10 protein-coding genes are annotated in these 19399 nt (G+C 45.1%); 3 read left to right on the plus strand and 7 right to left on the minus strand.

The window, feature by feature from the left end:
- The 4 genes from hrpA to QVA83_RS12755 all read right to left on the minus strand — a co-directional run.
- A partial coding sequence (gene hrpA, locus QVA83_RS12740) for an ATP-dependent RNA helicase HrpA (protein ID WP_287498522.1) occupies positions 1–2146 on the minus strand: 2146 nt, incomplete at its 3' end.
- A 100-nt stretch (positions 2147–2246) separates the two neighbouring features.
- On the minus strand, positions 2247–3593 hold the full coding sequence (locus QVA83_RS12745; RefSeq protein ID WP_014949175.1) for a Na+/H+ antiporter NhaC family protein: 1347 nt from the start codon (positions 3591–3593) through the stop codon (positions 2247–2249).
- Positions 3594–3984: 391 nt separating this feature from the next.
- Positions 3985–5307: a helix-turn-helix transcriptional regulator gene (locus tag QVA83_RS12750; protein WP_287498523.1), complete on the minus strand. Its 1323-nt coding sequence runs from the start codon at positions 5305–5307 to the stop codon at positions 3985–3987.
- An 88-nt stretch (positions 5308–5395) separates the two neighbouring features.
- Positions 5396–6307 (minus strand): diguanylate cyclase domain-containing protein, encoded by a 912-nt coding sequence (locus tag QVA83_RS12755; protein WP_156078243.1) that lies wholly within the window; start codon positions 6305–6307, stop codon positions 5396–5398.
- 374 nt (positions 6308–6681) lie between these two features.
- On the opposite strand from QVA83_RS12755, the gene QVA83_RS12760 reads away from it, so the two are divergent.
- Both QVA83_RS12760 and QVA83_RS12765 read left to right on the plus strand, forming a co-directional pair.
- Positions 6682–9387, plus strand: a complete 2706-nt coding sequence (locus QVA83_RS12760; protein WP_156078242.1) for a TonB-dependent receptor — start codon at positions 6682–6684, stop codon at positions 9385–9387.
- A gap of 144 nt (positions 9388–9531) precedes the next feature.
- Entirely contained in the window at positions 9532–11850 is a 2319-nt protein-coding gene (locus QVA83_RS12765; protein WP_287498524.1) for a phytase, read from the plus strand.
- 190 nt (positions 11851–12040) lie between these two features.
- Here the strand turns inward: QVA83_RS12765 and QVA83_RS12770 are convergent, their stop codons facing one another.
- The 3 genes from QVA83_RS12770 to QVA83_RS12780 form a co-directional block, all read right to left on the minus strand.
- On the minus strand, positions 12041–12460 hold the full coding sequence (locus QVA83_RS12770; protein ID WP_014949170.1) for a CBS domain-containing protein: 420 nt from the start codon (positions 12458–12460) through the stop codon (positions 12041–12043).
- Positions 12461–12640: 180 nt separating this feature from the next.
- The gene (locus QVA83_RS12775) at positions 12641–13708 is read right to left on the minus strand and encodes an isoaspartyl peptidase/L-asparaginase family protein (RefSeq protein ID WP_069944138.1); all 1068 of its coding nucleotides are present in this window, start codon (positions 13706–13708) and stop codon (positions 12641–12643) included.
- A gap of 148 nt (positions 13709–13856) precedes the next feature.
- Positions 13857–17639, minus strand: coding sequence for an ATP-binding protein (locus QVA83_RS12780; protein ID WP_069944137.1), 3783 nt, complete (start codon positions 17637–17639; stop codon positions 13857–13859).
- A gap of 241 nt (positions 17640–17880) precedes the next feature.
- On the opposite strand from QVA83_RS12780, the gene sbcB reads away from it, so the two are divergent.
- Entirely contained in the window at positions 17881–19311 is a 1431-nt protein-coding gene (sbcB, locus tag QVA83_RS12785) for an exodeoxyribonuclease I (protein ID WP_069944136.1), read from the plus strand.
- Positions 19312–19399 lie beyond the last annotated feature (88 nt).

The raw sequence follows: 19399 nt of genomic DNA on the forward strand, positions 1-19399 counted from the left end.
GGTCTATTTTTGCCACCATACGAGCAAATAGCTTAGAGGTTTCTACAAGCTCAGCTGCCATTACCCATTTGGGCTGAGACTTTGATAGCCCTGAACCAGGGAAAATAAGGAAGCGCGAATTACGCGAGCCCATATACTCGCGCTCTTTATCTTTAAAGCCCATGTGAGACAGCAAGCCGCTGGCGATGGCTTGGTGAATAGCCTGATAGTCGGCTTCTTGCTTTGAGATGCCAAAGCCCAGCTCAGCAATAGATTTTTTGAGCTGGCTAACAATGTCCTGCCACTCACGCATACGTAAATAGTTGATGAAATTTTGCTTACACCATTTGCGCAATTGGTTTTGACTGAGTGCGTTTTGTTGCTCTCTAAACGCCACCCATAAGTTGTAAAGACTGATAAAGTCAGAATCTCTATCGTGGTATTCGCTGTGCTTCTCGTCTGCTTGTTGGCGTTTTTCCTGAGGGCGCTCGCGCGGGTCTTGAATTGAAAGTCCCGCTGCAATCACCATGACTTCGCTTAGCGCATTAGTGCGTTCGGCTTCAATCACCATGCGTGCATAGCGAGGGTCGATAGGCAAACGTGCTACTTGACGACCTAACGGAGTAAGCTGCATTTTGCCGCTTTGCTTGGTTTTCCGGTTATCTTTGCCTTTCGCAATAGCTTGAATTTCTTCAAGTAAACGGAAACCGTCGTTGATATTGCGGTTATCAGGCGGCTGAACAAATGGAAACGCAGCGATGTCGCCTAACCCTAAAGCAAGCATTTGCAAAATAACCGACGCTAAGTTGGTTCGTAGGATCTCTGGGTCGGTAAATTCTGGGCGGCCTAAATAGTCATCTTCACTATAAAGGCGAATACAAATACCGTCAGACACACGGCCGCATCGCCCTGCCCGCTGATTCGCTGACGCCTGAGATATTGGCTCAATAGGTAAACGCTGCACTTTACTTCTGGCGCTGTAGCGTGAAATACGGGCAAAACCCGGGTCAATGACGTATTTAATGCCAGGCACCGTAAGCGAGGTCTCTGCCACGTTGGTGGCAAGTACAATGCGTCTGCCGCTGTGCGACTGAAATATGCGGTTTTGCTCTGCCGCCGACAACCTCGCATACAGCGGAACAATTTCAGTGTTGCGATAATGCTGTTTGCTCAAGGCATCTTGGGTGTCGCGTATCTCGCGTTCTCCGCTTAAGAACACTAAGATATCGCCCGGTGCTTCACGCATTAGCTCGTCGACTGCGTTTACGATGGCATCGCTTTGATCAATATCGTCATCATTATCTTCTGGCGCGTGGTAACGAATTTCTACCGGATAGGTACGTCCGCTCACTTCGATAATCGGCGCATTGTTAAAATGCTGAGAGAATCGCTCTGGGTCGATCGTGGCAGAGGTGATGATGAGTTTTAAATCAGGGCGCTTATCTAACAACTGACGCAGATAGCCTAGCAAAAAGTCGATATTAAGGCTGCGTTCGTGAGCTTCATCGATGATGATAGTATCGTATTGATTTAAAAAGCGGTCTTGCTGCATTTCAGCCAGCAGCATGCCGTCGGTCATAAGCTTAACGTAGCTTCGCTCGCTTACCTGATCGCTAAAGCGAATTTTAAAACCCACCTTTTCGCCAAGCGGCGTGTTTAGCTCTTCGGCTATACGGGTAGCTACACTTCGCGCCGCTAATCGTCTTGGCTGGGTGTGGGCTATCATGCCATTTACACCGCGACCTAACTCTAAGCATATCTTAGGTAACTGCGTAGTTTTACCCGACCCGGTCTCACCCGCAACAATAACCACTTGGTTATTCGCAATCGCCTCTTTGATATCTTCTTTTTTATCGCTAACCGGCAGCGGTGGGTATTCAACTTTAGGAAGGTTGTCTTTACGCCATTGGCGTTTTGCTATCGATGCATTGATGTCGCTTTCGAGCTTTTCAAACTGCGATTTTAAGCTATCTTCGCCAACCGCAGTGTCGCGTTTTGAACCTTTGGAATTAGCAGCTTTTTTCTCCGCGCCTTTTCCGACAACACCAGATGTATCATTCACTTTTTGTGCAAGCTGCGTAATGCGTCGCTTTAAACGAAACTTATCTGCGCTTAAACAATCGTCTAGTTTGTTGTAAAGAGGTTTTATAGCAAATGGTGAAGACAAAGTAACATCCTAAAGCGTGTATCTGATCATCAATAAAATTCGGGCGGTGATCCTAGAAGATACCGCCCTAAAAAGCCAGTGTGTTAAGCGTTACGAGAATTTAAGCGCTTTGGGTTAATTCATCGTCCTGGGGCGTTTTAAAACGGGGAAAACCGAACCAAATGGCCGCTACACCAAACACAAAAATCAGCATGGGATACCAGCAGTACGGCGTAATAGCTAATGGTGAAATACCCACTACGGCTGCGGCACTTAAAAGTTGCGCCCCGTAAGGGACTAAACCTTGGAAACTGCACGAAAAGATATCCAAAAGTGATGCCGTACGACGAGGGTCAACGCCGTATTTTTCATTCAGGTCTTTAGCAATTGGGCCTGCGGTAACAATCGCAATAGTGTTGTTCGCCGTTGTAATGTCCAAAAAGCTAACCAAGCCAGCAATACTGAACTCAGCGCCTTTCTTTGACGTGACCTTTCGGGTTAAGCGCTCGATTAACCATGTTATACCGCCGTTAGCGTGCATAAGCGCCACAATACCGCCTATGGTTATGGCAATCATAGCCAAGTCCTGCATCCAGCCCATCCCTTTTTGAATGCTTTGCATCATAGAAAGTGGCGTAAAGCTGCCTTGCAGCAATCCTACTACGCAGGCACTGGCAATACCCACTGCAAGCACGCTAATGACGTTAAACCCTGTTAGCGCAAAAGCGATAATGCACAAGTAAGGCACTATGCGCCAAAAATCGTAGCTGCCACCTTCAACGATGCCAGAAGTATCAACATCCACCATAAGCAGCAACGCCATGGTGACGATGCATGCCGGCACAGCAACCATTAAGTTTGCCTTAAACTTGTCTTTTAGCTGAACGCCTTGCGTACGGGTTGCGGCAATGGTGGTGTCTGAAACAAACGAGAGGTTATCACCGAACATTGCGCCCCCCACCACAATACCCAGCGCCATTTCCACCGGCAGCCCTAAACTTGTGGCAAGACCTGCACCTATGGGCGAGAGCGCGGTAATGGTGCCCATGGACGTGCCCATTGAAAATGATATGAAACAGCAGATCAAAAACAGACCTGGCAATATAAGTGCAGAAGGCACAAATTGAAGTGCCATATTCACCGTGGCATCCCGAGCGCCAATATCAATAGTCACCGCATAAAATGCACCAGCTAACAGGAAAATAAGCACCAAGAGAATAATGTTTTTATCGCCACCGCCTTTACAAAACGTTTGTACTTTTTCAGAGAAGCTGACCTTTTTCCCTTTCGGGTTTAAACATAGCCCATAGCCAGCGCTGATAAAAAACGCAACCAAAATAGGCATCGCAGTGATGTCGTTTGTAGTAATGCCGGTTACCACAACAAGGATCACAAAAAGCAAAATAGGCGTTAAACCTAGCGGGTTAGGTGCAATAGAATTTGGTGCAATGTCTTTATTTTCGTGCACAGAAAACTCTCTTTTTGGGTTTTATTGCCTGCTAGCAACAGTTTAAAGGCTACGCGGAAAAGCCACCTGCCGGTTGCGAATGCGTAAGAAAAAGCTTCAACGAAACCATATTTTGACGGTCTTGAACGGTGAAAAGCTAAAGCTGCAAAGGATAAAAGGTTTTTAAAGCATTGAAAAGAAATTTACTTTCCAATAATTAACTCATCTGTACTGTGCCAGACGCTACGATTAGATTTCGAGTTATTACAGGAGTGAAGCTACAACCATTTAGCCGTAGAACGCGACTGCCGCCTAGCTATTTTTCATAGCTGTGTTGCATAAATGTTTGGCATAAGTGTGTGGCATAGCTCTGTTACGTAGAAATATGGACAGGCGCTATCAGTCATTCACGTTAAATTCTAAGCTCGCTAGGGGTTTTACCTGTGAGCCGTTTTACCGTTCGTCGAAAGTTAGGTAAATCGTTAATGCCCATTGCATTGGCCGCCGTCTCGTTACTCACTTTGTGCACCGAAAGAAGTAAAAGTGCATGATTGCGCTGTACTTCCTCGCAGAGCGCGCGATAGCTAGTGCCGTACTCTTTTAGTTTCCGCTTTAGCGTAGCCACACTGACGTTTAAGGTTTCCGCTAGTTCAGGTAATCCGATATTTGCTGCCTGTGTGTTGGAGGATGCATAACCATAACGCCTCACAAAATCAGGCAAAGACAAGCGGTTTTGCAATTCAATAGAAGCCCCTTCTTTTGTTTGCGTTGCGCTATTACTAACGACACCTTCCAGAGAAACATGTGACTCAGCAGAACAATCCGACTGAGCTGTTAGCTCCAAAGGTTGGCGTAATACGTCTTTCTCAATGCAAATACTGTTAAAAGCGCGATTAAACGATAACTTAAGCCCAAGGTGGGTTTCGTAATCAGCAATATTTCTTGGTCGACTATCGGTAAAAGAGAAAGATAAACGAATTCGCTTATTCGCTATACTTTTCATAAGTGCAACAACGCTTGCGAATGCCACTTCAATGGAGAATTGAAGCTGTTTGCTGCTTACCCCTGTAAACTGAGGCACTAACATTATTTGGTCTGCGTTTTCAAAACGCTGAAACTGACAGAGCGGTAGGCTACACCACCGGTATGTTTGGCGTTGAGTCAGCTGTAAAAGTAGCTGCTCTACATTTTCACATGCTTTGAGCGCATTAAGTGGACTAGATGGCCACTGCGAGGCTAAAGCCCCTCCCAGCAAAAAACTAACGTCGCCGCCTCTCGCTTGGCTTTGAACATTCACTAACAGCGATGAATATTGCTTTGTGCTTAGTAGTGAATGGTGTTGCAACGCATCTTCAAAAATACCTGTACCGCGCAAGAGCTTATTTTTATTCGCGCCACGAGAGAGCGCCACATTAAGTGCTGCCCGCACTAACCAATACCCAACTATTACTTTATCTTGGCTAGACATCACTACATGAGCACTACCAGTACTATCGATGACACCCATGTTAAGCATATCAGCATCGCTTTTTGCAGAAACACCCATGCCAAGCGCTTTAGCATCAACTTTTAGAGCGCCATTTACAGAGACACCCACGCCAAGCCCATCAGCACCGCCATTTACAGAGACACCCACGCCAGATAGACCTGTTAAATAACGACGCTGAGCTCCTGCAGCTTTCTCTTCGTCAGCAGAATCTCGTAGTGCGTTTAGTCTTGGTAACATTAAATCCATAAATTACTCGCTGCAGGCATCTTCATTCATCTTCACCGGTTACCCCTACCAATTACTATCGCCAAATACACTGACCAAACCGGCCTAATTACGCTGCGCTACCATGGGCACGCTCAAGTTCTAAGAGCATGGTGTTAAGCACTGTCGCAAGGCGTTGGTTAGGTAACAAAGTCACTTGAGTACTGCGAGCGGTAGTGTAAATAGCGTTTGCATTTTGACTGTGTCTAAACGCAAGGTGCTGAATGCTCACTTTGATATCGTTGAGGATAACGTCGGCCTGCATGGGCGAGACGTCTGGCATCAAAATAGCAAATCTATCACCGGCATAGCGGCACGCTAAATCTTGCTGACGCAAATTCATGATCACCAATTGCGCAATATCGTGCAGATACCTATCGCCTTCTGTATACCCATGTTTTTGGTTGAACAAAGAGAAGTTATTGATATCGATAATGGCGATGACAGCTGACTTGCCAGATTGCTGTAATTTATTAATTTGTGTTTTCCAATACTCTGCGCGGTAAAGCTGAGTGATGGGATCGATAGCATCGTGATCGCGAAAGTCCCATTCTCTGCGTCGTAATTGCAAGTTTAACGCGCGCTGCTCTAGGTGCCACTGATACAGTGCCGCGGTCATTACTACCATACCCACAGCCGCAGGATAAGACTCAATCATGCTTAGCCAATAAGCCTCTTCGGGATAATGAAAAAATTCATCCAAGAAATCTAAACTGACTGAAAATAGAAAGAAGCCGAGTCCTACCGTGAGAAGGCTCGTTACTTTACCTGGAGGACGGCTGGCAAGCGCAGCTAGCATCCACGCCAAAGTTAGAAAAGCAATGCTTCCCTCCCCCACAATATCGAGGTCTGATATCACGGTGCTTTCTTTTGCATTGCCAAATATAAAAGCTAAACAAACCGCCAACGCCACTACGCAAAATGTAAATGCTAGCCAAAGCTTGTGATGTCTAAATTGTGTTGAATTTGTAAAGGTAAACATAGTGCTCTCTTTGGAAATCTCTTGAATTGGATACATCACGCGTTAGTCCGGCCAGCGCCAGCGTTTATAACAAAACGAGAGTCTTGCCCAAATCTGATGAAACTGTCGAGGGTCAGTTTGGCTCAGCAATGTGACATCTTGATGGCAGCGAACTTTAGGAGCATAAAAAGAGACACACAAACCAAACAAAATCAGTAATTTAAGCAAGGGTCAATTTAGCTCAGCCAATTGCAAATAGGCGACAATTACCGATTGTGTACCGCTTGTTCCATCAAATCGTCATATAACTGTCATGCAGGATTCTTAGGGTACCCATTCACTTACTTAGCACTTATTCAAAACGCCTTTTTACTGCTTAATTAATTGGAAAATAAATGAAAATTAAAACCGCGTACTCTTCTCTAACACTTGCCTGCATAGCGGCAATGGGCCTTAGCGTTGCTACACCTGCTTCAGCTGCTGATGGCGTAATTATCGGTTCAGTAAAAGACGCCGCACAGACGCGCAGCTATACCGGTGCTCAAATTAAGCTTAAAGAATTAGGACTAGTTACTGAAGCAGGCACAGACGGTACATTTCGGTTTCCCTCTATTCCAGAGGGTACTTACACGCTAGAAATTTCTTATCTTGGTGAGGAAACGGTTACGCAAGCGATAAAAGTGACAGATAACGGCATTGCGCGCGCAGCCGTGGAGTTTGGCAGCGGCGATACTATCGATGAAATCTTGGTGCGTGGTCAACGAAGCGGTCAGGCAAGTGCCATAAACCAGCAGCGAACGTCAGATCGTATTTCGTCTATTGTATCCGCAGATGCCATTGGACAATTTCCAGACCAAAATGCTGCTGAGTCGTTACAGCGTTTACCAGGCTTGTCGATTGAGCGAGATCAGGGTGAAGGTCGTTTCGTCGGCATACGCGGTATCGACCCCAACTTGAATAACGTAACCATTAACGGCTTGAATATTCCCTCGCCTGAATCAGGCGTACGTTCAGTAGCCCTTGACGTTATTCCCTCTGAACTCATCCAAACATTAGAGGTGTCTAAATCGGTAACGCCCGATATGGACGGAGACGCCATTGGTGGTTCAGTCGCGGTGAAAAGCGTGAGTGCGTTTGATAAGGCTCGTGATACCGCGAGCATTACCGTGCAAGCCAGTCAAAATGATTTGCGCGATGAAACCAGTCCAAAGCTTTCTGGTACGTTTACCAAGAAGCTTTCCCCTGAATGGGGGGTGGCTGGCGCTATTTCCTACTTTGACCGAGATTTTGGTTCAGACAATGTTGAAAGTAACGGTGACGATGAGCTTGAGCAACGTCACTACACGATCACTCGCGAACGTTTGGGTAGTGCGTTAAATATCGATTTTCGTCCTGACTTCAACAACCAATACTTTCTTCGCACACTTTACAGTGAGTTTTCTGACGACGAATACCGTCAAGGTAATATATTCACGTTCGATGGCGAAGACTCAGAAATAGAAAGAGAAAGTAAAGACCGCTTTGAAAGCCAGAGTATTTTTACTGTGGCGTTAGGTGGTGAACACCAAATAGATACCTGGAAAGCAAACTGGCAGCTCGGTTATGCAAAGTCTGATGAAGACGAGCCAGATGCACTGTATTACGTATTCAAAACCGAAAATGACAGTATCGACGCAGACTTAAATACTATGCGTCCAACCGTGTCACAAAACGCTGATGCCATGGACTTATCAACCTATGAAGTCGATGAGATCAGCTTTGAAGATAACTACACGAAAGATACCGAAACCAGTATTAAATTCGACGCCGCCCGCCCCATCAACCTTGGTGGCTATATCGGTGAGTTAAAAATTGGCTCGAAATATCGAAGCCGAGAAAAAGACCGCAACAGCAGCATCGCTATTTTTGATGGAGAATTCGACGACCTAGACGCTTCGCAATTCGGAGCTGCCAGTCCAGACTACTCTCTTGATGGCTTTGGGCCTGGGCTTAATCGAAGTGAAATGCGTAGCTACTTTAACGAAAACCGCGAGAGCTTGGAATTAGACAGCCTAAATTCTGAAGTAGAGTCTCGTGGCGCGACCTATGTGAATGAAGAGGATATTTTTGCCGCTTATATCATGGGCAGCGTAGATATAAATAAACTTCATTTAGTAGCAGGTGTACGCTATGAACGTACTGACTTTTCTACATCGGGTATGCGAGTAGAGCTTGTAGAAAACGAAGAAACCGACGTGGAAGAAGTGCTAAATACGCCGTGGGAAGCGGAGCGCGACTACGATCATTGGTTACCCAGTGTAAATGCCAGATACACCGTTTCAGATAAACTTCAGCTTCGCGCTGCCTACACCCAAACTATTTCAAGACCAAAATTTGAAGATGTAGCGGCATTTCAAATCATCGAGAGTAAAACGGAAGAAGATGATGGCGTATTTGTGACCGAACGAGAGGCGGAAGTTGGCAACCCTGACCTTCAGCCATACGAAGCACAAAACGTTGATTTGTCGATTGAATACTATCCAGGTGACATCGGTGTAATTTCAGCAGGGCTGTTCTACAAGAATATCGATAACTTCGTTGTGTACGCTGATGTTGCAGATACAACCGGTTGGGAAGGTTTTGAAGAGGTCATACAGCCAATTAACGGCGACTCTGCCGATTTAACCGGCTTAGAACTTTCTTGGGTGAAAGCCTTTAACAATGGCTTCATTGTTTCCGCCAATGCTACTTTTACCGATTCTGAAGCGACTACCTTCTTAGATGGCGAAAAATTTGAAACCCAGTTACCAAATCAATCAGACCGTATTGGCAATATCACCATTGGGTACGAAGCGAATGACTTCAGTGTACGTCTAGCCACCACCTATAAAAGCGACAATTTCGAAGAGATTGATGGTGACATGCTCAGATTTGAAGACGACCACGTACAGGTTGATTTCATGGCGCGCTACTACATCAACGACAGCATGCAGGTGTATTTCAACGGCATCAACTTAGGTGACGAACCTTTCTACAACTATTTCGATACGCGCAACCAAAACGCGCAGTATGAAGAATACGGCCGCACGTTCGAACTTGGCTTTACTTGGCAGCTTAACTAGGCAGGTATATCGAAAGTTAATTATCGGGTTTGAAGGCCGTAGGTAATTTGGCCTTCAAACCTGCTCTTAATAATCTGTAAGCCATGTTTTAGTCGATGCGCCATGCATGGTTTGATCTCAGTAAGTTTCAGGACAATAACAACAATGACCAATCAGCGTCACACCAAAACAGTTTTTAAAACCAAATTTACCACAGCGGCACTTTCAAGCACACTTTTGACTTTGTTCGGTTGCGCAGCCTCTCACGATACTAATACCAGCGCAGATACCAGTGCAAATATCAAGTTAGCGCACAGCGAAAGCCAGCTAGTAAAAGCAGAAAGCCAAGACATCGCATTACCGCTAACAAAGCTAAAAAAGGGTTTAGGCCTGACTCTGCACTACCAAACGCACGCCAACCATTCCAACACCAAAAGCGCTTACAAAGACGCTTACAAAGACACCCATGCTAACAACACTAGCAAGGACGCCCGCGCCAACAACAAACATAAAGTTTACGATGACACCCACGCTATCAACATTAATGTTAACGAACATAAGGGTATTTCACTAAGTAACTCTGAAGGAAAAAAACACTTCATTGCGGGACATTACACCTTAGCAAATGCTGAAGCTGTGGAATCTAATTCAAAACAATGGGTGTCTTTAGTAGTGTTCAATAACAACACCCAGTACATAGAGGTGTATCGCATTAACGCCGCGTCTCTTGAGATTGATCAACCGCAAACTCAATTGACCAAAGGTTCTGAAGCCATTTGTGCTACAACATCAAGCGCTGGCGAACTGCAAATTGTTAATATCGATGCGACAGGCACATTGAATCAGTATGAATTTTACAACGGGCGCTTTTTATCGCTTAGAGACTTTGCGATAGGTCCAGGCATTAAAAGTTGCGCGATAAATGCCAACACCGAAACGCTATACCTTGCTGACGAATTTGCCGGTGTGTGGCAATTAGATACCGATATTGAAAGTGAGCTAGCAAAAACCCTTATTTTTCACGATCAAGATGTTGCCATTGAAGGTGTAGCCACCCTATCTTCAACGACGGTAGATGGCGTGGATATCGCTGCCTGGGTGAGTCCGGATGCCAGCGGGATATGGCTCAAAGCACCATGTCTTACGCAATTTGTCTCGCTAATAAATACGGCGAACGAAAGTAACTCAGCAGATCGCCAATTAAAAGCAACCGACAAGTCTACTTTTATTCAGCCTGAATTCATTCATCTGTCGTTAAGTGAAGAAGGCACGCATATTTCTCTTGTTGTTGACGATGATGATTCAGGCGACGTGTTTTCTGCCGAGCTTCCCTCAAAACTAAGCGCAGCTTTACTTCATCGACAATGCGGCACCGATTTTAAAGCTGCCTCGCCAAAAGAAAATTACATGGAGAAGGCGTATACAAATAACAGCGCTTCCCAACATGCAAACCTAACTATCAAGGTTAAACCCGATGTTGAAACTGACCCAGTGGAAAATCATGGCGACGCCGCTGACGACCCTGCCATTTGGATAAACTCGAATGCCCCTTCACAAAGCCGCATAATCGGCACCGACAAAAAAGGCGCATTGAATAGCTATGACTTAGCCGGCAAGCTAGTGCAAAGCCTCCCTGTTGGCAGAGTGAATAACGTTGATGTGGGATACAAGGTATCTGTGGCAGAAACTAATGCACAGCAAAGCGATACGCCACTTATCGATATCGCAGTGGCATCAAACCGGTCGAATAACAGTTTGTCTATATTTGAAATAGATAAACGCGGCCATATGACTCAACTTGGCCACATAAGCACTACACTCAATGATATATACGGCATGTGTCTGTTTGTGTCAGGCGGAATAGCTCATGTATTTGCTAACGACACCAGTGGCCGCTTCGAGCGATATAGCGTGTCTATCTCCCCAGACAAAACTGTTGATGGACATTTAACACAGTCCTTTTCACTGCCCTCACAGCCAGAAGGATGTGTTGTGGATACTAAAACGAGCACGGCATACTTAGGTGAGGAAGGTGCTGGGATTTGGGCCTTGGATATTACTTCAAATAGCAATCAGCCTCAGTTCATCGCTGAGATAGAAGCCCCGGTAGAAGCTGATGTAGAAGGTTTGGCTCTGTTTAATGTAGATGCACAAACTTACCTAATCGCATCTAGTCAGGGTAATAACAGCTATGCTATCTATCACGTACACCCTGAAAACCCTGAAGTCTTGGAACTTATGGGGCTTGTTCAAATAACGGCAGATAAAGCCGCGCAAATTGACGGCGTGTCTGAAACAGATGGGCTTGATGTAACCAACGCTAACTTGGGAGGAAGGTTCACCGAAGGGCTTTGGGTAGTACAAGATGGAAGAAACGTCATGCCTAGCGAGACCCAAAACTTTAAGCTAGTTGCTGGTGGCTCACTTAAGGATGCGATCAGAAAATTAGCGAACGCCAAGCGTAAACGCCACTCAGACATGTAACGGATAATTCGAAAAGTAAATAAAAAGGAGGCGTTAAGCAAGTTAACGCCTCCTTTCTGGTATATGATAAATGCATGGCGCCGCACTAGCTTCAAGCCGTTCTAACCCAGCGCCGCATCTTCATTCATTACGCTACCTGCAGCACTAAACCCTACCAAGCTAAATAAAAATGCGTTATCCCAAACAATGTCTAACCCGCGCGCTGGTATCCATCATTCAATTGAACATCAATAGCCCGTAGCACTGCCGTTCGATTAATTGAGCCTAACAATACTCCATCATCATCTACAATGGGGTAAACTCTCGGCTTTTCCTTTAACAGTAATTGCGCTAACTCTATTACCGACATATAAGGTTTGATAGAAATTACAGGGGTTTTCATGATTTCCCCTACTCTACAAATTTGTTCGCGATAGTAGCTTGACGCGATCATTTGAGCGATACAGTCTTGCTCAGACAAAAAGCCCACCACTCTACCTTTGCTATCGAGTACCGGACCACCACTCTGCCCACTGGCTAATAACACTTCGACAGCCTGCGCAACGGGCATATCGACATTAAGCTTCACTGGGTGAGTATTCATATAATCACTGACTTGCAACGATTCCATTTTCAATTCTCCAGCCGTGGCGCCTAATGTGACCGATACTGCGACTTAATTGGCGTTACGGCACTTCAATTATTTTTAACCACATGTGAAAGCAATTTTCCCCCACACTTTAAGATTAGACGTTTCGTTGCATACAAGCCAGCACATTTAACATTAAAATAACAAATAGTTTTTCAGTGATCAGTCTTTGTAAATTGCCACTTTCACTTCACCATTTATGTCGATGCTAGCGCGGTACATACCCGCAGAATTGAACGGCATAGCGACGTTACCTTTAGCGTCAATAGCAATCACACCGCCATCGCCACCGGCTTTTACAAGTACGTCGTTAACTACAGTGTTCGCAGCGTCGTTTAACGTTAAACCCTGGTACTTCATTCGCGCACAAATATCTGCTGCCACGTTGTATCGAATAAAATATTCACCATGTCCTGTGGCCGATACCGCGCAGCTTTCATTGTCGGCATAGGTCCCCGCTCCAATAACAGGCGAGTCTCCAATACGTCCATACCGTTTAGCCGTCATTCCGCCAGTGGATGTTCCCGCGACAATGTTGCCCTCTTGGTCCAATACTACTGCTCCAACAGTGCCAAAGCGCTCATTGCCTTGCTGCGAACCGTAACCACTCGATACCTGCTGCATACGTGCTTTCGCTTTATCTAAAGCTTGCTTGCGAAACTCGGTATCAAAAACGGTGTTGTCTACCTGTTCAAGGCCGTTTTCTTTTGCGTAATCTTCAGCGCCTCTCCCTGAAAGCATAACGTGTGGAGATTCATTCATTACCAATAACGCAGCCTCTATTGGGCTTCTTATTGTTTTCACCCCCGCAACAGCACCTGCATTTTTACTGCCGCCGTGCATTATCGACGCATCAAGCTCGTGCTCACCGTCGAAGGTATATACCGCACCGATGCCAGCATTAAATAACGGCGAGCTTTCAAGAATTTTGATGGTTTCTACTACCGCCACTTCACCTTTTTCGCCTTTCTGCAACAAGGCGTAGCCATGCTGCACCGCTTGGGTTAATACGCTTTTATAGTCCGCTTCTTTTTCTGGCGTCATCGATGATTTTAAAATGGTTCCTGCTCCGCCATGAATAGCGATAGCTACGGGTGTTTTTCCTAATTGTTTGGAATCATCCGCTAATGCGGGAACACTCGTAATGGCAAACGTTGCAGCAAGCGCGCCTATTGCATACAGTGCATGTCGAACTTTATTCGGCTGGCGAAAAATACGAGATGGGTTCAAAAGCTTTACTCCTAATAGCTACTTTTTACGTGCGCGCATAATCTGGGAGATGGTTTGAGTACAGATTTCTAGAATCAATTCAACGCGCTCTGTTGATGCGATTTTTACGCGACCTTAGACGTAAGATGACACAATTAGCTTAGGTAGGCTAGGCTACCTCGAGGATCTCTAAGAAAGTATTAAGATCATCGGTGATGGAAGGGAGTAGCGCTTCAGCGTCTTCCCACTTTTTCGCCTTTGACAATTCCCATAAGCTCTCAAAGTCTCGTTGTAACTGTACGGCACCAATATCTGCAGACATACCTTTGAGCTTCAATGAAAGCACCTGAACCTTTTCGAAGTCTCGACTATCAATAGCCTGCTGCAGTAATTTAAGCTTGTCAGGCGCGCTTCTGGAATACAGGTCGCAGACACGGGAAAATAGCGCTTTATCTCCCATTATCCGAGCAATGGCATCGTCTTTTTCCCAACATCCATCAAGCCCCTCTGAATTGTTTTCATAAGCTTGAGTTTGATTGACGTTATCAATTTCAGCCTCCTTCTCCGAGCCCTCGCGAGCGGCGATATCATTAGCTATTTTCGCGTTTTTTAACGTGGGGGCTATTTCTACTTCAGACTCTTTACTTGACTGAGCCTCTGTTCTTGAATGCGATAGCGTGTCGCAGTCCATTTCTTTTGAGATGGCACTCAACAAACTGTCAACCAGTGGAGGTTCGCTGGCAGTAATTCCGGTACCTGACCTCGTATCAGTATCGTTAAGCTCTGCACTTGCTAATGCCGTTATTTGATGCACTATCCATTGTTTCACTTTAGGAATAAGTACATCGGCCATGACAGGCTTTGTCGCAAAGTCGTCCATACCTGCCTCTAAACATTTCTCTTTTTCGCCGAGCATGGCATTGGCTGTCATGGCAATTATAGGTACATCTTTGTGCATCGCTCCTGCCTTACCTTCTCGTATGGCTCGGGTAGCGTCATAACCATTCATATTAGGCATCTGGCAATCCATCAATATGCTGTGAATTCTGCGGCCTTTGCTTTCACATTTCGTCAAGAACGCCACGACTTCCTCACCATCGCTGCAGGTAAACAATTTAACAGGTAAACTTTCCAGCACTCCCTTCGCCACCTCGCGATTGATCATATTGTCATCAACTATCAATAAGTTGGCATTCTCAATAGACAATTGCTGCTCAGTATCGTCTGCTGCCCCTTCATCGTCTGAGATGTCCTCAGCTTTCCCTTTACCTGATGAGATATCTGACTGGCTTAATGTATATCCCGACAGCGCAGCGTCTAACCCTTGTTGGACAATTGCAAAACTCGACCTGAATAATGGCTTTGGCAAGTAAAGCGGCACAAGGTGATTGAAGTGGAAAGGTGTCCCTTCTAGTTTTTGAAGAATATAAACCACAGGTAACGAACCCGCGTCTTTAGTGGCAGCTTGTGCCTGCCATATATCATCTAGCTCACGAATGAGTGAGCTGGCCTCGTCCACAATAATGGCATTAAATCGCGTCCAAGGTACTGTTCCTAATTCAGAATGCTTACCTAATACTTGCGGCTCTGCACCGACGTGTAAGGCTAAACAACAGATGTTTTCTTCTAAAGGTGGATAACTTGCAGAAACACCAATTGTGATCCCGTTAAGCAACATACTTTCGTTTTCCACCGCCATTTTATGCTCGAACGCGCTGTCGTACGTTGTTTCAGGAAGAGTAACGAAAAATGAGAAGGTGCTGCCTATGTCCACTTCAGAATTGAACGTAATGTCTCCTCCCATAAGCTGGCTCAATTGCTTGCAGATAGACAAGCCAAGTCCGGTACCTCCGTATTGGGTAGCAACAGATGCATCAGCCTGCGTAAACGCGGTAAACAATTTGGGCTGATTTTCTTGTGCTATCCCTACGCCCGTGTCACATACGCTGAAATGAAGCTGTTGTGTCCCAGCATCTACATCACTTAACGATGCTTGTAGCTTTATATGCCCTTCTTCAGTGAATTTAATAGCATTGTTCAATAAATTACTAAGAATTTGGTTGATTCTGTGTGGATCTGAGTTTATTTCCACGGGGGGAAGACCTGTTGTGTCAACAAGAAGCTGTAGCCCTTTAGAAGCTGCCTTAACGGCAAAGACCTTGGCGATAGACTCGATAAGTGCAAGCGGATCAAAATATTGATTATTAATATCAAGCTTGCCCGCTTCAATTTTAGACAAGTCGAGAACGTCGTTAATCAGCACACTGAGATTGTTGCAGCTAATTTCCATCATGGAAACAAGCTGTTCAGCTTTCTCATTAAGGGGCTGACACTTAAGTAGCGACAAGGAGCCAACTACCCCGTTTAACGGTGTTCTCATTTCATGGCTGATATTGGAAATAAAAGAGCTTTTAACACTGCTCGCTTTTCGCGCCTCTTGCGTAGCTTCAACAAGTTCTTTCGTTCTGCTTACCACTTTTTCTTCAAGCTTCAGGTTTACCCTTTCTATCGCGTCTTTTGCCTTTCGTTCGTCGGTCACATCTCGAATTACAACAGCAACACCTGAAAACTGTGATTGTTCACCCCAAATGGTAGATGCGGTTATGAGTAGCGTGTGCTCTTCTTTTTCGTCATCGATGAAGGGGGTTGTAAAGGTACTTTGCTTTCCGCCTTTGGTGAGAACCGATTCAAGCCCTAATAGAGAAAGCTGCTCAAATGACGAATAGTGATGATTTAAAATAAGCTGGCTTGGGATCCCAAAAAGTGACTCCGCTGCCATATTCCAACTTTTCACCACGCCAGCAGAATCTACGCTAAAAATCGCATCTTTAGATATAGCGATAATAGCAACGGACTCACCGCGCACCTTAGCCAGCTCAATGTTTTTACTGTTACTACGGTGCACGAAGAGTAAAACGCTTACAAAAATTAGCGTAACTACCCCAATTACACTGTAAACGCTAATCCTCTTCTCATTGATAAGGGCTAGCACTTCTGACTGAGACAATGCCGTATGAAGAAAAAACGGGGCGGTTTGCTGATTTCCATTTATCGTAAAAGCACGAGTGACCGTATACAAAGGTGAGTTTGTCTGTGCGGCCTGTTTAATTTTAGCCCTACCTATTTTCGAAGGGCTTTCGAATTCGCTCGCCCAATTCACCATAGGATTTAAATCTCTGGAGAAGGACTTATCACTGTCTGGATGACTGACAAAAAAGCCTTCACTGTCGGTAACAAATAACAATTGATTGCCGACAAGCGTTTGTTCCATTTGCGACAGTAGAAACTGGGCGTTTACATTCATGATTATAAAACCATAACGCTCACCAGAGCTGCTGAAGATTGGAAGAGAGAGGCGAATGACGCTTTTATAAGGAAACTCGAGCTTCCCATATTCACGATTCAAATTGATATCTGAAATATAAAACTCGCCCTTATTACGCTTAACACTCTCTGTGAAGTAACTTCTCGCTGCTTTAGGTTGTAAATCGTTGTCCTTAATTACTAAAACACTTCCTCCGTTTCTTTCCACTCGAATAAACTCACTTCCATCCTCATTGGCTCGAATGATCCTTAATTGATCCACTTCTTCGTTATTTTCTATAAAAGCAACGAAAATCGTTTCTAGTCGCTGCTTCCACTGTTCCAACGTCGTACCGTCTTTGGGGTCTAGGTTTTCATTTTCAGTCGCGCGGACGATGCCACTTATGGGTGGTGTCTGATGTAGAAAGTTAAGCGCATTGATATACTTTCTCACCTGAGAGTTTGCAGCATTTTCAGCACTGGCGGCACTCTCTTCTAATGCCGTGAAAGTTTGAGATTCAGCCGTCGCTTTGATATTACTTTCGAACAAACCAACAACAAGTACAACAAGCACTGTTGCAAGTACTAACGCTAAGCCTAAAGTACTCTTAGCTTCACTGATGGATGAACTGGATTTAAGGAACGACAAACAGGCAATATCCGTATAAATTTTGATAACTTAAAGCTAGTCATCATTTTGTTAATGCGCAAGTTTCGCGCGATACATCAAAACGCAAAATACTCAAAAAAAGACAATGATTAACGCGTTTTTTTAAGTCTTGCCGATGGCTAACAAATAAATCACTGTTCATATTAACGCCAGCATTTGGTATTCAATTTCTCGCGGTGTACACTGCCATCAATATTTCTCTAACATCGCAATAGTGGTTATGCACGCACCTACATTTTTGTGGCACGATTTTGAAACCTTTGGCACCAGCCCACAAAAAGATCTCCCCTGCCAATTCGCTGCAGTAAGAACTGATATGGATTTAAATGTGATTGGTAAACCCATAAATATCATGAGCGCCATTGCGAATGATTATTTACCACATCCAGAAGCGTGTTTGGTGACCGGCATAACACCGCAGCAAACCATTCGCGACGGTTCTAACGAAGCTGACTTCGCCGCGCGAATTTATCAGGAAATGTCGACGCCAAATACCTGTAGTGTGGGCTTTAATAGTATCCGATTCGACGATGAAGTTTCCCGCTACCTGTTTTATAGAAACTTTTACGACCCATATTCACGTGAATGGCGAAATGGCAATAGCCGTTGGGATATAATCGATTTAGCGCGAGCGTGCTATGCGCTGAGACCCGATGGTATTAATTGGCCACGCCGAGAAGATGGTGCACCAAGCTTTAAACTGGAGGCGTTAACTGCAGCTAATAATATTGGCCACGAAAACGCTCACGATGCTTTGAGTGACGTCTACGCCACAATAGCCCTTGCTAAACTGATAAAAGAAAAGCAGCCTCGCCTTTTCGATTATGCGCTGTCGTTACGCAGTAAACACACAGTTATGCAGCAAATTGATCTCACTAAACCATCGGTATTGCTTCATATCTCGTCTAAACTCCCTGCCTCTCAAGGCTGTTGCACTTGGGTTATGCCTGTGGCTAAGCACCCAACGAAAAACAATGCATTTATCGCTATTGATTTATCGCATGACATTGACAGTTTAGTGAATGACACACCAGAAGAGATTAGACAGGCGCTTTATGCCCCGTCAGATACATTTGACGATGCGTTAGAAAGACCAGGGCTTAAGCTCATTCACGTCAACCGCTCGCCATTTATTACCACAGCTAAAGCAATGACAGAAGACAATGCCGCACGACTAGGACTGGATCGAGAGCGCTGCCTAGACAATTACAAAGTACTTGCCAGTATGCCCGAACTCGCCACTAAAATCGTAGATGTCTATGATGACCACATTCAAAGTGGTGAACTGGATATAGATCACGCGCTATATAGTGGTGGTTTTCTTAATGACGAAGACAGAAGGTGGTGTGAGCGTGTAATTGAAGCACAGCCCGATGATTTAGCCACTTTGAGTGAAAAAACACAGCACGAAGGGCTCAGAAAGCAGCTATTTCGATACCGCGCTAGAAATTATCCTAATACACTGACCGCAGATGAAATGACCAGGTGGCAGCATCATCGCCAAGCTCGCCTGACTGATTCAGCTTTTCACGGCTCAATCACATTAGAAAACTATATGATGCGGTTGGAATCACTGGCGCATGAACACAGCGACAATCCTGAGAAGCAGGCCATTTTACGCGCACTTTACCAATATGCCGAAAACCTTTGACGGGCGTTTTAGAACGCCTTAAATTAATAGATGAAAAAAATAGACAGGCCGAGAACAAGTCAACGTCAAGTAATCGATAGATGCCGCC

The organism is Alteromonas sp. AO-Serp (genome assembly GCF_017849675.1).
In the GTDB taxonomy this organism is placed as follows: domain Bacteria; phylum Pseudomonadota; class Gammaproteobacteria; order Enterobacterales; family Alteromonadaceae; genus Alteromonas; species Alteromonas macleodii.

Coding starts and splice junctions, on each gene's coding strand:
- QVA83_RS12750 (WP_287498523.1), bottom strand. CDS start 5,307: ATGGATTTAATGTTACCAAGACTAAACGCACTACGAGATTCTGCTGAC.
- QVA83_RS12755 (WP_156078243.1), bottom strand. CDS start 6,307: ATGTTTACCTTTACAAATTCAACACAATTTAGACATCACAAGCTTTGG.
- QVA83_RS12760 (WP_156078242.1), top strand. CDS start 6,682: ATGAAAATTAAAACCGCGTACTCTTCTCTAACACTTGCCTGCATAGCG.
- QVA83_RS12765 (WP_287498524.1), top strand. CDS start 9,532: ATGACCAATCAGCGTCACACCAAAACAGTTTTTAAAACCAAATTTACC.
- QVA83_RS12770 (WP_014949170.1), bottom strand. CDS start 12,460: ATGGAATCGTTGCAAGTCAGTGATTATATGAATACTCACCCAGTGAAG.
- sbcB (WP_069944136.1), top strand. CDS start 17,881: ATGCACGCACCTACATTTTTGTGGCACGATTTTGAAACCTTTGGCACC.